This window comes from Flavobacterium sp. (assembly GCF_044376915.1).
In the GTDB taxonomy this organism is placed as follows: domain Bacteria; phylum Bacteroidota; class Bacteroidia; order Flavobacteriales; family Flavobacteriaceae; genus Flavobacterium.
In genome coordinates, this window is the sequence record NZ_JBILKB010000012.1 from 21,541 (window position 1) to 37,294 (window position 15,754).

Sequence of the window (15,754 nt, forward strand, 5' to 3'; positions counted from 1 at the left end):
TTTTTGACAAATGTACACAATTACACGAAATTAATCGTCATCTTCGGCCTCTCCTACTCCATTTTGATCCACAGCTGTAGCAGTAGCATTGGTTCTAATTTCGGTATGTCTAATTTCACCCCCAGTAGTTCCCGTTTGTTTTCCAAGGAACACGCCAACAATTGCTATTGCAACCGCTAGATAAGATACTAAAGAAGCTTTTGCATGATTCTTAAGGTTTGCGTACAATCCGATAAGCGAAACCAATCCGAGAGCATAAAGTACAATCGCTAATTTTTCAGCCATTTCTTCGTGCTCGTGTATGATTTGATCAGTTACCGAAGGAAGTTTTTCAGCAATTTCTTCTGCCCCTTCACCTGTTGCCATACTCACAGCTGCAAAAATACCAGCCACCAAAAATAAAATGTAAGCTATATTTTTAATGACGTTGTTTTTCATGAAAATTCCGGCCAATAAGATGCCTAAACCAAATAAGGTTCCAATAATTGGAAAATGATTTACTACCAGGTGTACATGTGCGTCGTTCATATTTTAGAAATTAAAAGTTATTATTCATTTTTCTTTACTAAAATTACTTAAAAAAAAGCAAAGAAAACTTAAGAGCTACTTAAGTTTCTCTATTGGAAAACTTAAATTTATAATTGTACCTGCTTCTAACTCGCTTTCAATAGTAATTTCAATGTTTAATAAATCGCAAAGTCGTTTTACAATGGATAGTCCGAGTCCTGTTCCTTTAATAGTCTCGTGATTGGAACTATCTGAACGGTAAAAGGATTGAAATACTTTAGCTATATCGGAAGTTGTTATGCCAATTCCATTATCAATAATTGAAAATTGTATGTTGTTGCTAGTATCAAATAATAGTAACGATATTTCCCCTTCATTATTTGTATATTTTATGGCATTGGAAATTAAATTACTTATGATAATTGTCACTAGATAGTTGTCGGATGCTATAGTATAATCTTTTGAAAAATTAGTAGTTATATTCAGTTTTTTGTTTTTAATTTTAATTGAAAATCGCGCCAATACATCCAACACTATGGCATTTAAATAAACCGAATCATTTTTGATGTTTTGCTTTTGATTTTCAAATCGAGCCAAGAGTAGCAATTGATCAACCATATGGTTTAAACGATCCACTTCTGAAATACAAAAACTAATTTTTTCTTCATATTCATGTTGATTTCTGGGTTTTCGAATCAATACTTCCATTGTTCCTTTTATCACGGCCAACGGAGTTCGTAATTCATGTGAAGCATCGGATGTAAATTGCTTTTCGCGCTCGATTGCATGTTCTATACGATCCAATAAGTGATTGATGTTTTGAGACAACACATACAACTCATCTTTATTTGTTGGAAGTGGAATCCGCATTTGCAAATTATCTTGCGTAATTTGATTAGAGGTTTCAATAATGGTGTTAACGGGTCTTATGCTTCTTCCTGCAAAAAATCGAGCAATAAAAAATAAAAAGAAAATAATTAGTGGGAAAATCACCAAAAGTACATTTCTTAATAGTTCAACAATTTCAAAATCTTCTAAAGACATTGCTACTACCAAAAAGCCCACTACTCTATTTTTATTTACTATTGTTGTTTGAATTTGTCGTATTGGAATATCATTTAATGAAGTATCAATGAATAAATTGTTATTTTGATTCTCAAACAATAATAAATTAGCACTCTTTAAATTGGGCGATTTATCAATAAGTTGTTTGTTATTGTCGTAGAATTGAACAAAAACAGGATTCACGCTAATGGTATTGTGTTCGCGAGCACGCCATTGGTCAACATGAATTAAGTATGTGTCATTTGAATCAGTAGTTACATCATCAAGATGTTTGTTCAACTCGTCTTGAATTCCTTCGTTAATATGTTGGTTAACATTATATTTAACGATTGAATAAAGGAATAAAAAAACCAGGGCGATAAGAAGTGCACCACTCAAAATGTAATGAAATGCAATTCTGTTTTTAAAGGAAAAAGAAAAGAAATTAGTCATTGGCAATATATCCTACTCCTCGAATAGTTTTAATTAATTCTTCATCTTTTGAAAGATTGAGTTTTTTTCGGATGGCATTCATAAAAACATCAATTACACCAGTATCGTAATCAAAATGAATATCCCAAACGTCCTCAATAATTTTGTGGCGTGTACAAACGCTTCCTTTGTTTTTAATTAAATATTCAAGCAATTCAAATTCACGCTGGGTCAATGATACTTCCACATCATTTACAAACACTTGAAATTTATTTTTATCCAAAGTAATATTTCCAAGGGTTAATTTTTTTGGTAAGCCATTGTTTCTGAAATGAATCTTTACACGCTCTAAAAGCTCATCAAAAGAAAACGGTTTTTTAATGTAATCATTAGCACCCGCTTTAAGCCCTTCAATCGTTTCTTGAACTGTATCTTTGGCCGTTAAAAAAATAATGGGCGTATTTTTTTGCAAACGTATGGCTTTACAAACTTCGATTCCAGTCATTTTGGGCAACATCCAATCTAATAATATCAGGTCAATTGGTAATGAAATAGCCAAATCAAGACCTTCTTTACCATTTGCTGCATGGGATATACTAAATCCCTCTTCCTCTAACCCTTGCTTGAGAAAATCAACAATACCTTTTTCATCTTCAACAATTAGAATGTGCATAATGTAGAATTATTCTTCGACAAATTTCAGTCCTACAGTTACAATATTTGCTTGTAATCCATCATTTCTATCATAATGATTGTATCTGAAATCGATATTTTTGAGTCCGAAATTAAAAATTTTAGCATTTGTAAATATATCTGTATAATGCAACCCAAATCCATATTGTGATGTGGTAAAGGTTGATAAATCATAATCAGATGTATAGTATGTCTCTGTCGAAAAATGAGTTTCATAAGGTGCAAAATATTTTGAACTTTGCTGGGTATAGTAGCGATAGGTTGGAGAAAACGTAAATTGATCCGATAACTTAACAGGTAATTCAACACTAGCAGTATGTGAAGTGATACCCCAATCGTCCCAATAGTAACGGTAATAGGTTCTAATAGCTATTCGCTCGTTTACATAGTAATTTAAACGGCTACCAATTGGTGTTTTAAAACGAGTAGAAGGCAAACGTTCCACATCATCAGCTAAATGATAAACGCCTCTGTTTTGATTGGTTTCATATACTGGAATATATTGGGCTTGGCCTATATAATAATTGGCCTTGTCTGCAAAATAAATGCGGTGGTATGGTGTAGATAACATTCCTTCTTGTTGCAAGACATCCAAAAACAATGAAAACTGCATCTTTTTTGTAGCTACCTGAGAAAAGGCAAAGGAAACGGCATAAGAATTTCTGTTTGTAGCATTCCAAGGTTTAAAATCAGATGGAATATAACCCGTTGAAGCAATTCCGCTTTGATTTAAAATAGTAACGCCACTGAAAAAGCCATTGTTTTGGAAGTTTGTTCCATAACGAGCATATTCGTGTAATTCGGTAGCATAAATTGGACGCCATTGATCGAGATAAACGCTTGCCTTTAATGATAATTCGGTATTTTTATTATTAAATAACTGGCTGATACCTCCCCCAAAACCTATGGAAGTATAATCATATTCATTTGAAAAGGCTATATCTGAACTCCAAATAAAATTGCGATTATCGCTAGAATGGCTATAATTTATAATGGCAGATCCCAATACATCCTGAGCCGATGCACCTGAAGATGCTTGCCATGGTGTACCATACGGACCTGTTGCAGCAACTCTTCTATCATCATCATCGTCATCATCACCACCACGCCCAGAGGCACCTGTAGCATTGAACGGATTAATGTTGCTAGATGATGCTGAAGTATATGCAGAAAGACCCGCATCAACAGTCAATACATCGTCATCATTTAAGGGAATAGATACCGTAAAATTGGAAGCTAAATCGGTTAATTTTTCAGAACCCATTCCGCCTGAAACCGAAGAATGTATACCTTTTTGTTGGTAATAACTCAATAAGAAGTCGACTTCAACACCCTCCAATACTCTTTTTTTGTAAGCTAAAGCAGTTGAATCTTTTTCTTGCGAAAAGGATACAGTGTTAAGGAATAAGAGTACTATTATAATATAATTTTTCATATTGATTTCTTAATTACATCCACATCCACCACCGGTTTTTCCTCCATTGGCACCCGATGCAGCTTCTCTGTAGACCTGAAATGTTGTTTCATAACGCTCAGAACTTCTAGCTGACAATTTCATATCGGGATCGTTAATGTATTGTTTGTCGTATTCTTTAACCGAATTACAAGAAACCATGGCCGAAAACAAAACAACTACAGCACAAATTTTTTTCATTTATTTAAATTTTTTAATGTCTATATTTTTTGAAGCATGAATTGCTCCTTTTTCATCTACAATTATACATCCTATTCCTTTCAATTGATTGACCAAATCTAAACCAACTTCTACTCCCAATACGAATATTCCAGTAGCAAGTGCGTCGGCTAATTCTGTTTGTTTTGCAAAAACCGAAACACTTACTATTCCAATAGCGGGATAACCCGTTCGAGGATCAATAATGTGAGAATAGCGCTTTCCATAAAATGTTACATATTTTTCATAACTTCCCGATGTCTCAACAGCGCTATCATTCAAAGGAAAAGTAGCAAATACTTTATTTTTATTCATCGGATTAATAATTCCTACCGACCAATCGCTACCATCGGGTTGTTTTCCCCATGTATTGATATCCCCAGAAACATTAACCAAACCTGAAGTACAACCATTTTTTTGCAGCAATACTTTGATTTTATCGGCTATGTATCCTTGACCTATTCCGCCAAGGCCAAGCTTCATGCCCACTTTTTCGAGAAAAATGGTGGAATGGTTTGCATCCAAAATAATATGTTTATACCCTACTTTTGCAACCGAATTATTTATAGCTTCAATTGTGGGCATGCTTTTCATGCTTCCATCAAAATACCAAATTTTATCCATAGATGCATAACTAATATCAAATGCCCCATCGGTTAGTCTAGATATTTTTATGGCACGTTCTACTAATTCAAATACTTCTAAATCTACTTTAACTGGTGAAATTCCCGCTTGTTGATTTACTTTAGAAATCTGAGTAGTAGGAATCCAATCTGAAATTAAATGTTCAATACGCGTTACTTCAGCAAAAGCCATTTCTGCAAATTGATTGGCTTGTACTGAATCTTTTGCAACAACTGTTATTTCAAATGGACTACCTAAAAGGCTTTTCTTCTTCTGGAATAATTGCTGTGCAAACAAATGACCACTTATAAGTAATGATAGAAATAGAGCTAATTGTTTCATTTTTTCGCTATGTCATGAATCATTTTAATGTATTCTTCTGGAGTAACATTTTTAAATCCCATCTTACCCAATACTTTCGCATTTTTGTCTAGTAATACTACTAATGGAAAACTACCTTCCATATTATATTTTTCAGCCAATTTTCTATTGTGATCCGTTTGTTCCTTAGACAATTCATTGGCTCTTTTTCTTGGAAAATCAGCTTTTACTAATAACCACTCTTTTTCGGCTTCCTTTTTAAATGCCTCTGATTGCCATATATTTTTATCTAATTTAATACAAGGCGCACACCAATCCGAACCTGAAAAGACTATAATAATATTCTTGTCTTGATCGGATGCTAGTTTCTTAGCTGCTTCAAAATCAATTTTCCAATCCTGGGAAAAGCCAAAACTTGAGATGAAGAATAAAATACTAAAAGTGATTGTTTTTATATACATGATAATTAATTTTTCTATTATCTACTTAATCTTAACCAAAAATAAGTAAAAATAGTATTAGGCTACTTAGCCTTAAGCAAATATTAAGTTTGGATAATTGATTGGATTATGAAAATGGAGAAAAATTACAACATTCCATTGTATTTTCGAACAAACCATTCCACGCTGAGAAGAACAATTAAAAACACTAAAAGTGCCTTCCAATCAATTAATGGTGTTTTTATAATCGTTTGTTTTTGAATTGGTAAATAGTTTTCGTCGGCAATTAATTTATCCAGTAACGAGTCGATTTGATTGGGATAATATAAGGATCCTTTAGTGGCATCTGCTAATTGATTAAGCCTTAATTTGTCTGGATTTACGAATTGTTTTTCTAGATCAAAATCAGACACTTCAAAAAAACCTGTAACCTTTGATCTGGATTTAATTTCTGTCAGAGTAAAAGAATACGAACCAGGAGCCAATCCGTCTAAATTTACTTGATATTGCGAATTGGTTTTTAATAAATCGTATTTTTTTGTAGCTTTTGTGTTCTTATTTTCTACACGAATCGTTAATTGCGCCTTATCATCAAACTCATAATTTTTATTAAAATAAGCTGCAGAAATCAAAATATTATCCCCTGAATCGTAAAAGGAATCAAAGTTTACAGTCAAATTATTTTTAGTTGAATTGGTAGCTAGATATTGAATGATTTTATCCGTAAGTAAGTCAAAATTGGTAAACGAATTGGAATTTAAATGACTTTCTAATCGCCATTTCCATACATTTTCTCCCAATAGATATGCCGATCTTTTGGTACCGTTTTCTGCAAAAGTAAGTAAGGGATTTTGCAATTGAACTCCATTAATGCGCGCTGAAAGCAATGTAGAAGTATTCGTTTTTGGTACTATAGTGCCGAATTTATGCTCTAGAGGTGGGAAATTTTCAAACCCAATATTATCCTGTGCAAAAAGATTAAAATCATTTTCAAAATGCGCTAAATAATTTTCATTTTGACCCGAAACCTTAAATTGCAATTCGGTTTGTTGTTGGTTTAAAAAATTAAAGTCGGTACTAGTTCCCGTAACAACAAACGTATTTAATTTTGCAACTTTATTCTGTTCAAAAACAGCTGAAAAAAACGAATTTGGCTGGTATAAAATTAAAAGTGAATAATTTTGTAATGATTTGATTTCTTTAGGATTAACAACAGTTACTTTACGTTGTTTATTCACTTCAATACTCCTTTTTAATGCACTAATATCAGGATGGTTTATCGTACTTACTATTGCAATTTCTGAGCGTTGATCTAGAATATCAACAGCAAACTTCTTGGAATTATTGTAGGTGTTTTTTTCTTTTATTTTTGAGGTTATGGTGGCTTTGTAGGTTGACATTCCAACAGAATTGGCATCCAATAGTAAACGTAAAGTTTGGGATCTTTTATTTTTACTAAAAACTAATTGTTGCTTACAAACGATTTGATTGCCATTTGCTATACTAAAGTTGGAAGACACTTGCTGATTACCGTTGTACTGCAACAGTACTTCTACAGGAAATTTATTTTTATAAAACGCATATTTATTGACGTTAATTTGATTAATTTTTAAATCAATAACAGTAGTTGTATCGCCTAATACAATTGGATAAACATCCGCGTTTTCTTTGAAGCTAAACACATAATCATTGCCTAGTGTTTGATTTCCATCAGTAACAAGCACAATTGGATGTACTTTATTGCGATACAATTGTTTCAAATTTTTAGCTACACCGTCAATATCCGATTGTTTTCCTTTAAAATCTAATGTACGCAAGACTTCAAATGTATCGTCAAATGCATAAAATTGCACATCGAATTTGGCCGACAATGCTTTATCAGATTTTATCTTCTCATATAACTGTAAAGATGAAGCCGTACCCTTTACTTCCGAAATGGATTTTGAATTGTCAAAAACGATTGGTAGTGGTGTTTTTTGAATTTCATTACTTTTAATGCTGATGACTGGATTAATCAACAGCAAGAAAAGTATAACCCAACTCATTCCACGTAAAAAAGTCAAAAAGTAAATCAATTTTGACTTCTTTTTGACTTTATAAATATACTGATAAAACGACAAAAACCCAGCAATAATTACTGATAGAATAAGAAGTATTAAGGTAGTCCTTGTCATTATTATTTATTCCCTTTACGATTTTGGCTTCGTTTTCATTAGTATAAACGAATCCCTCATTTCACTATTACGTGAGCATACCTCCATCAACATTAATAACTTGCCCAGTAACATAAGCACTCATATCTGATCCTAAAAAAACGCATACATTGGCAACATCTTCTGGAGAACCTCCTCTTTTTAAAGGAATAGCTTCTCTCCATCCTTTTACCACGTCTTCATTTAATTTTGCTGTCATTTCGGTTTCAATGAATCCAGGTGCAATGGCGTTGCAACGAATATTTCTTGAACCTAATTCCAATGCAATGGATTTTGTAAATCCGATCATCCCTGCTTTTGATGCAGCATAATTAGCTTGTCCAGCATTTCCTTTCACTCCTACTACACTACTCATATTTACTATAGAACCTGCACGGTTTTTAAGCATGATTTTTTGAACTGCTTTTGTCATATTGAAAACCGATTTTAAGTTGATTTCAATTACTTTATCAAAATCTTCTTCAGACATACGCATTAATAAATTATCTTTTGTGATACCCGCGTTGTTGATTAAGATGTCAACTGTTCCAAAATCAGCCAGTACATCATCGACTAATTTATGTGCTTCCTCAAAATTGGCTGCATTCGATTGGTATCCTTTAGCTTTTGACCCAAAAGCCAACAATTCTTTTTCTAATGCAAAAGCCGATTCGGCAGATGAACTATACGTAAAGGCCACTTGAGCACCTTGTTGAGCAAATATTTTTGCAATTCCACTACCAATACCACGGCTTGCACCAGTAATAATAGCAACTTTTCCTTCTAATAATTTCATAATGTGTTTAATTTGGTTTTATTTGCCAGCACTAATTAATAATACCGACGTACTTTAATGGAACAGCATTAAGCTAAAATTCTATTAGCGCTCAAATATAAGAATATTTTAAAGTATAAAAAAGACAGAGACGGTTAAACCTTTTTATAAGAATCCGGTCTAAATAAAATCTTAACAAAATAAATCAATGAAAAAATATCTATCGCTCTGCTTTTTGGGAATTCTTGTAATGGTTTCCTGTAGTAATAATTCGGATGATGCATACGAAGATGTCAACTCTTATCCATTTGTTGAAGCTGAATTTGGCTCTTCCATTAATCTTGAAAATTTGGATAATTATGCTAATCAAACAGTACCCAGCTACATTACCAAAAACAATACACAAGGAAGTTTAATTACCGATGCGGGCGCTACATTAGGCAGAGTGTTGTTCTATGATAAAAAGCTTTCCTCAAACAATACAATTTCTTGTTCCAGTTGTCACATGCAATCCAAGGCATTCAGTGACGGTGCAATTGCCAGCCAAGGAGTTAATGAAACAACTGGAAGACATTCTATGCGTCTTATTAATGTACGATTTGCAAACGAACGAAAATTTTTCTGGGACGAACGCGCAATCAATTTAGAAACACAAACGACCATGCCTATTAAAGATCATGGCGAAATGGGATTTAGTGGTCAAAATGGAGATTTATCATTTGCTGATTTGATTGTAAAATTAACAGCCGTTGGTTATTATCGTGAACTGTTTAAATTTGTATATGGTTCAGAAGAAATTACAGAAGTAAAGATTCAAAATGCCTTATCGCAATTCATTAAAAGCATTCAATCATTTGATTCAAAATATGATGCAGGTAGAGCCCTAGCGCCTAATGAAGCCCAACCTTTTACGAATTTCACTGCTGAAGAAAATCAAGGTAAAAATTTATTTTTGACCCCGCCTACTTTTGATACGAATGGTTTTAGAACTGGAGGAGGTTTGGGATGTAATGGTTGTCACAATGCACCAGAATTTGATATCGATCCCAACTCATTAAGCAATGGTATTGGGGGTTCAATTAATGGTGGTTCCGATTTTACCAACACACGGGCACCTTCGTTACGCGATGTTGCCAATCGATTAGGTGATGCAAACGGTCCTATGATGCATACCGGAGTTATTGCTTCTCTTCAAGCGGCTATTGGTCATTACGGAGATCTTTCCGCTGCAGCAGCAAATAATCCAAATTTAGATCCTCGATTAAAACCAAATGGAAGAGGGCAACAACTTAATTTAAGAAGCAATGAAGTAAATGCAGTTATAGCTTTTTTGAAGACGTTGTCGGGCAATGATGTTTATACCAATACAAAATGGTCTAGTCCTTTTCGTTAATTTGAAAATAAGATGCAATAAAAAATCCCGCTAGTGCGGGATTTTTTATTCTATATGAATTAGATTAACCTAATATCTCTTTTACTTTCTTACCAATTTCAGCTGGAGAATCTACCACATGAATTCCGTTTTCTCTCATGATGCGTTTCTTAGCTTCTGCTGTATCATCAGCACCACCTACAATAGCACCAGCATGACCCATTGTTCTTCCTTTTGGAGCTGTTTCACCAGCGATAAAACCAACAACTGGTTTGCGATTTCCGTCTGCTTTAACCCAACGAGCCGCATCTGCTTCTAATTGACCTCCAATTTCACCAATCATGATAATAATTTCAGTTTCAGGATCATTCATTAGCAATTCAACAGCTTGTTTTGTAGTAGTCCCGATAATTGGATCACCACCAATTCCGATAGCGGTTGTTATTCCTAAACCTTGCTTTACTACTTGGTCTGCAGCTTCATACGTTAAAGTACCCGATTTAGATACAATACCTACAGTCCCTTTTTTGAAAACAAAACCAGGCATAATGCCTACTTTTGCTTCTCCTGGAGTAATAACTCCGGGGCAATTTGGACCGACTAAACGACAATCTCTATTTTTAATATAATCATTGGCTTTGATCATATCGGCAACCGGAATACCTTCGGTAATTGCAATGATAACTTTGATACCGGCATCCGCTGCTTCCATGATAGCATCCGCTGCAAATGCTGGCGGTACAAAAATAATTGAAGTGTCTGCACCTGCTTGATCTACAGCATCTTTAACGGTATTAAAAACAGGACGATCTAAATGGGTAGTTCCCCCTTTTCCTGGTGTTACACCTCCTACTACATTTGTTCCGTACTCAATCATTTGTGAAGCGTGGAATGTACCTTCGCTACCTGTAAACCCTTGTACAATTATCTTTGAATCTTTATTAACTAAAACGCTCATGATATATGAATTAAATTGTGTTTAAAATTGTGATGCAAAAATAAGTTTTTTAGTAAATACTGTTGCATTTTTTAGCATGTTTTTTTAGTTCGGTTTGCTAATTAGGTATCCATCGATTACTTTTCCTTCTTTGAAACTCCAAATGGCAACTACTTTTGCAATCAGCATAATTTCATTTGGATTTTCAACAGTGGCTACTTTATGATTATACTTGACAACAATCTTGTCTTTGTCTTCAATTAAATGCGAAATTTCAAAATACGAAATTTCGTAATTCGCATTGATGACATCACTTAAATTTAAAATAAAATTTTTGTCTAAAACAGAATTCCCATTCGAACTATCCCATTCCAATTTAAAATCATCATGAAGTAACGATTGTAAAAATTGTTTGTCTCTAATTCCTTCTTCTTTTAACAAAAATTCAATTTTTTCCTTATTTGTCATTTTGTTTTAATTTTTCGATAATTTCGGGAATGCGCTTCACATTTGCCAATTGCTTGAGTTTTTCTCGAGATTCTTCAATAGGTGTTCCGAAATAGGTTTTACCACCTTCAATACTTTTTGTAACTCCCGTTTGACCCATAATCACTGCTTTTGCTCCAATGGTAATCCCACTAGTCGTTCCTACCTGACCCCATAGTGTAACTTCGTCTTCAATAACAACACATCCAGCAATTCCGGTTTGTGAAGCAATTAAACATTTTTTTCCAATCACGGTATCGTGACCTACATGCACTTGGTTGTCAATCTTAGTTCCGGCGCCAATAGTTGTATCGCCAGTAACTCCTTTATCAATGGTACACAAAGCACCAATTCCAACGTTATCTTCAATCACCACACGACCACCCGAAAGCAATTGATCAAAACCTTCTGGTCTTTTCTTGTAGTAAAAAGCATCCGCCCCTAAAATGGTACCGGAGTGAATCATTACATGATCTCCAATTACCGTATGATCATAAATGGTCACATTGGCATGTAGGATACAATTTTTACCAATTTTCACATGATGTCCTATAAAACAATTGGGCTGAATAACTGTACCCTCACCTATTTGTGCTGTATCGGAGATGGAAGTATTTGAATATTGAAACGGTCTAAAGTACTTTGTAAGAATGTTAAAATCCCTGAAGGGATCGTCTGAAATTAACAAAGCTTTTCCCTCTGGACATGCTACTTCTTTATTGATCAAAACTATGGTCGCAGCTGATTGTAGCGCTTTGTCATAATATTTGGGATGATCTACAAAAACAATATCTCCAGGTGTTACAACATGAATTTCATTCATACCGCTTACTGGAAAATTAGCATCTCCCACAAATTTGCAGTTGATAATTTGTGCAATTTCATTTAGAGGATAAACTTTTGGAAATTTCATTTGTAAGAGTTTAGAGCATTTAATTTGTGTCACGTAAAATATAAAAGAGTAATTAGTTGCTTGGCTATTTACTAATTACTCTTCAATTTTTACTTAAATTATTCTTTAACGCGTTCCATGTAATTTCCGGTAGCGGTATCAATTTTAATTTTATCGCCCTCATTTATAAACAAAGGAACATTTACTGATGCTCCCGTTTCTACTGTAGCTGGTTTGGTTGCATTAGTTGCTGTATTTCCTTTTACTCCTGGTTCGGCATAGGTAACTTCCAATACTATAGAAGCCGGCATATCTACTGATAATGGTGCTTCGGTTTCGGCATTGATTTGAATCATTACGTTGGTTCCTTCTTTTAATAAATCTGGAGCGTCTAATACATTTTTATCCAAAGTAATTTGTTCAAACGATTCATTGTTCATGAAATGAAACTGATCGCCTTCAGCATATAAATATTGAAAAGTATGAGTTTCAACACGTACTTCGTCAATTTTATGTCCCGCTGAAAAAGTATTGTCTAAAACTTTTCCATTGGTCAATGATTTTAATTTGGTTCTAACAAAAGCTGGTCCTTTACCTGGTTTCACATGTAAAAACTCAATAATTTTATAAATATCATTATTGTATTTGATACATAAACCGTTTCTGATATCTGATGTACTTGCCATTTTATTATTTTTTGAATTAAGTTAGTAATTTAATTATACAGAACCTGTGTAGCCTTTCATAATTCCTCGTGAAGAATTACGAATGAAATCTAAAATTTCATCACGCTCTGGAGTAGCTTCCATCTCTGCTTCGATAATGCTTAATGCTTGTGTTGTATTGTAATTTTTTTGATACAATATTCTGTATATATCTTGAATTTCTCTAATTTTATCAGTAGTAAAACCTCTTCTTCGTAAACCTACAGAATTGATTCCTACATAAGACAAAGGCTCTTTTGCTGCTTTTGTATAAGGTGGTACGTCTTTACGGACCAATGAACCCCCTGAAATCATTGCGTGATCTCCAATTGAAATAAATTGGTGCACTGCAGCAAGTCCTCCAATAATAGCAAAGTCACCCACAGTAACGTGTCCTGCTAAAGCAACACCATTTACAATGATTGCATTGTTACCAATATGGCAATCGTGTGCAATATGTGCGGTTGCCATAATTAAACAATTGTTTCCAATTTTTGTTTGACCCGAAGCAACAGTACCTCTATTGATTGTAACACATTCTCTTACAGTAGTATTGTCACCAATAACAGCTAAAGATTCTTCTCCACCAAATTTTAAATCTTGTGGAACTGCAGAAATGACTGCACCTGGAAAAATATTACAGTTTTTACCGATGCGTGCGCCTTCCATGATGGTAACATTTGAACCAATCCAAGTTCCCTCACCTATTTCAACATTATTATGAATGGTTGTAAAGGGATCAATTACAACGTTTCTTGCTATTTTAGCACCAGGATGCACATAAGCTAATGGTTGATTCATATATTCAATTTTAAATTTTAATTGTACTACACTAAATGAGTGTTCTGTTATTTTACTTTTACGATTTGCGCCATCAATTCAGCTTCAGAAACCAACTTACCGTTAGCATAAGTATAACCTTGCATATGACAAATTCCTCTTCTGATAGGTGAAATTAAATCACATTTAAAAAATAGGGTATCACCAGGCAATACTTTATTTTTAAACTTTACATTATCAATTTTCATGAAATAAGTAAGGTAATTTTCAGGATCAGGAACTGTACTCAAAATCAAAATTCCTCCCGTCTGAGCCATAGCTTCAACTTGTAAAACCCCTGGCATAACTGGTGCTCCTGGAAAATGACCTTTAAAAAAATCCTCATTCATCGTAACATTTTTTAACCCAACAACATGCGTGTCGGATAATTCTAATATTTTATCGATCAATAAAAACGGGGGTCTGTGTGGTAAAAGATCCATAATGCCATGGATATCTAATACAGGTTCTTTGTTGATGTCATATACAGGAACATTGTTTCGTTCTTCTAACTTTATCAATTTTGATAATTTTTTTGCAAATTGAGTATTTACAAAATGTCCGGGTTTGTTGGCAATAATTTTACCTTGAATTTTTGTGCCTATTAATGATAAATCACCTACAATATCTAATAATTTATGACGAGCTGCTTCGTTAGGATAGTGTAATATAAGGTTGTCCAAGATGCCATTCTCTTTAACAGTGATACTGTCTTTGTTAAAAGCTTTCTTTAGGTTTTCCATAGTTTCAGTCGAAATTTCTTTATCAACATAAACAATGGCATTGTTTAAATCCCCACCTTTAATCAAACCGTTATTCAATAAACTTTCTAATTCATGTAAAAAACTAAAGGTTCTACAATTAGCAATTTCACTTTTGAATTCAGTAATATTCTTCATGGTGGCGTTTTGAGTACCTAATACTTTGGTACCAAAGTCAACCATCGCTGTAACACAATAATGATCACTAGGAATCACTGTTATTTCACTACCTGTAGCGTCATCAACGTATGTAATCACATCTTTTACTACATATACTTTGCGCTCTGCATCTTGTGTAACAATCCCAGTCTTTTCAATGGCTTCAACAAAATACTTAGAAGAACCATCCATGATGGGTAATTCAGAGGCATTCAATTCAATAATAACATTATCTAAATCACAACCCACTAGCGCTGCCAAAACATGTTCAGGAGTTTGAATCATTACACCCCTTTTTTCTAAATTGGTGCCGCGTTGGGTATTGACTACATAATTGGCATCCGCTTCAATTATGGGCATACCTTCCAAATCTACTCTTACGAATGTAAATCCGTTATTGATGGGTGCTGGCTTAAAAGTCATAGTAACTTCTTGACCTGTATGTAATCCAACTCCTGTTAATGAAACCTCACTGGCTATTGTGGTTTGTTTAACCATGATTGTAAGCTATTAAATTATAATTGTTGTTTTTTTAATTGTTCCAAATCGGATACAATTTTTGGTAAATTTTTAAAATGAACATAAGATTTTGCATAATCTCCATAGGTAAGAGCTGGAGTTCCTTGAACGGTTTCACCATCACTTAAATTTCTTGTAATTCCAGATTGCCCTTGTATTTTTACATGATCCCCTATAATAAGATGACCCGCAAAACCAACTTGTCCGCCTATCATGCAGTTTTTTCCAATTTTAGTAGAACCCGCTATTCCGGTTTGCGAGGCGATTACAGTGTTTTCTCCAATTTCAACGTTGTGGGCTACTTGTATGTGATTGTCCAATTTTACACCTTTTCGTATTACAGTTGAGCCTAATGTTGCTCTATCTATAGTTGTACACGAACCAATTTCTACATCGTCTTCAATA

16 protein-coding genes and 1 pseudogene are annotated in these 15,754 nt (G+C 33.9%); 1 reads left to right on the forward strand and 16 read right to left on the reverse strand.

What is annotated here, in order from left to right:
• Positions 1-30: 30 nt before the first annotated feature.
• From ACIQ6Z_RS02435 to fabG, 9 genes are all read right to left on the reverse strand, one after another.
• A complete protein-coding gene (locus ACIQ6Z_RS02435) occupies positions 31-528 on the reverse strand; it encodes a hypothetical protein (protein WP_396209350.1) in 498 nt (165 codons plus the stop codon).
• 75 nt (positions 529-603) lie between these two features.
• Complete coding sequence (locus tag ACIQ6Z_RS02440) at positions 604-2,004, reverse strand: sensor histidine kinase (protein ID WP_396209351.1); 1,401 nt, start codon at positions 2,002-2,004, stop codon at positions 604-606.
• Positions 1,997-2,656, reverse strand: coding sequence for a response regulator transcription factor (locus tag ACIQ6Z_RS02445; RefSeq protein WP_396209352.1), 660 nt, complete (start codon positions 2,654-2,656; stop codon positions 1,997-1,999). Before ACIQ6Z_RS02445 ends, ACIQ6Z_RS02440 begins: the two co-directional genes overlap by 8 nt.
• Positions 2,657-2,665: 9 nt before the next feature.
• Complete coding sequence (locus ACIQ6Z_RS02450; protein WP_396209353.1) at positions 2,666-4,111, reverse strand: DUF3570 domain-containing protein; 1,446 nt, start codon at positions 4,109-4,111, stop codon at positions 2,666-2,668.
• Positions 4,112-4,120: 9 nt separating this feature from the next.
• Positions 4,121-4,330: a DUF4266 domain-containing protein gene (locus ACIQ6Z_RS02455; protein WP_396209354.1), complete on the reverse strand. Its 210-nt coding sequence runs from the start codon at positions 4,328-4,330 to the stop codon at positions 4,121-4,123.
• Complete coding sequence (locus tag ACIQ6Z_RS02460; protein ID WP_396209355.1) at positions 4,331-5,314, reverse strand: FAD:protein FMN transferase; 984 nt, start codon at positions 5,312-5,314, stop codon at positions 4,331-4,333.
• A complete protein-coding gene (locus ACIQ6Z_RS02465) occupies positions 5,311-5,754 on the reverse strand; it encodes a thioredoxin family protein (RefSeq protein ID WP_396209356.1) in 444 nt (147 codons plus the stop codon). Before ACIQ6Z_RS02465 ends, ACIQ6Z_RS02460 begins: the two co-directional genes overlap by 4 nt.
• Positions 5,755-5,879: 125 nt before the next feature.
• Positions 5,880-7,778 (reverse strand): hypothetical protein, encoded by a 1,899-nt coding sequence (locus ACIQ6Z_RS02470; RefSeq protein ID WP_396209357.1) that lies wholly within the window; start codon positions 7,776-7,778, stop codon positions 5,880-5,882.
• A 196-nt stretch (positions 7,779-7,974) separates the two neighbouring features.
• Positions 7,975-8,721 (reverse strand): 3-oxoacyl-[acyl-carrier-protein] reductase, encoded by a 747-nt coding sequence (gene fabG / locus ACIQ6Z_RS02475; RefSeq protein ID WP_396209358.1) that lies wholly within the window; start codon positions 8,719-8,721, stop codon positions 7,975-7,977.
• Between the two features lie 187 nt (positions 8,722-8,908).
• Between fabG and ACIQ6Z_RS02480 the strand changes: the two genes are divergently transcribed.
• Positions 8,909-10,093 (forward strand): cytochrome-c peroxidase, encoded by a 1,185-nt coding sequence (locus ACIQ6Z_RS02480; RefSeq protein WP_396209359.1) that lies wholly within the window; start codon positions 8,909-8,911, stop codon positions 10,091-10,093.
• 64 nt (positions 10,094-10,157) lie between these two features.
• Here the strand turns inward: ACIQ6Z_RS02480 and sucD are convergent, their stop codons facing one another.
• The 7 genes and pseudogenes from sucD to ACIQ6Z_RS02515 form a co-directional block, all read right to left on the reverse strand.
• Entirely contained in the window at positions 10,158-11,030 is an 873-nt protein-coding gene (gene sucD, locus ACIQ6Z_RS02485; protein WP_396209360.1) for a succinate--CoA ligase subunit alpha, read from the reverse strand.
• An 84-nt stretch (positions 11,031-11,114) separates the two neighbouring features.
• Positions 11,115-11,477 (reverse strand): hypothetical protein, encoded by a 363-nt coding sequence (locus ACIQ6Z_RS02490; RefSeq protein ID WP_396197238.1) that lies wholly within the window; start codon positions 11,475-11,477, stop codon positions 11,115-11,117.
• Entirely contained in the window at positions 11,467-12,408 is a 942-nt protein-coding gene (locus ACIQ6Z_RS02495) for a UDP-3-O-(3-hydroxymyristoyl)glucosamine N-acyltransferase (protein ID WP_396209361.1), read from the reverse strand. Before ACIQ6Z_RS02495 ends, ACIQ6Z_RS02490 begins: the two co-directional genes overlap by 11 nt.
• 98 nt (positions 12,409-12,506) lie before the next feature.
• Positions 12,507-13,073 carry an elongation factor P gene (gene efp / locus ACIQ6Z_RS02500; protein WP_396197240.1) on the reverse strand — a complete coding sequence of 189 codons (567 nt, stop codon included), beginning with the start codon at positions 13,071-13,073 and terminating at the stop codon, positions 12,507-12,509.
• A 33-nt stretch (positions 13,074-13,106) separates the two neighbouring features.
• Complete coding sequence (gene lpxA / locus ACIQ6Z_RS02505; RefSeq protein WP_396197241.1) at positions 13,107-13,892, reverse strand: acyl-ACP--UDP-N-acetylglucosamine O-acyltransferase; 786 nt, start codon at positions 13,890-13,892, stop codon at positions 13,107-13,109.
• A gap of 47 nt (positions 13,893-13,939) precedes the next feature.
• Positions 13,940-15,328, reverse strand: coding sequence for a bifunctional UDP-3-O-[3-hydroxymyristoyl] N-acetylglucosamine deacetylase/3-hydroxyacyl-ACP dehydratase (locus tag ACIQ6Z_RS02510; RefSeq protein WP_396209362.1), 1,389 nt, complete (start codon positions 15,326-15,328; stop codon positions 13,940-13,942).
• A gap of 17 nt (positions 15,329-15,345) precedes the next feature.
• A pseudogene (locus tag ACIQ6Z_RS02515) lies at positions 15,346-15,754 on the reverse strand (UDP-3-O-(3-hydroxymyristoyl)glucosamine N-acyltransferase); the annotation flags it as partial.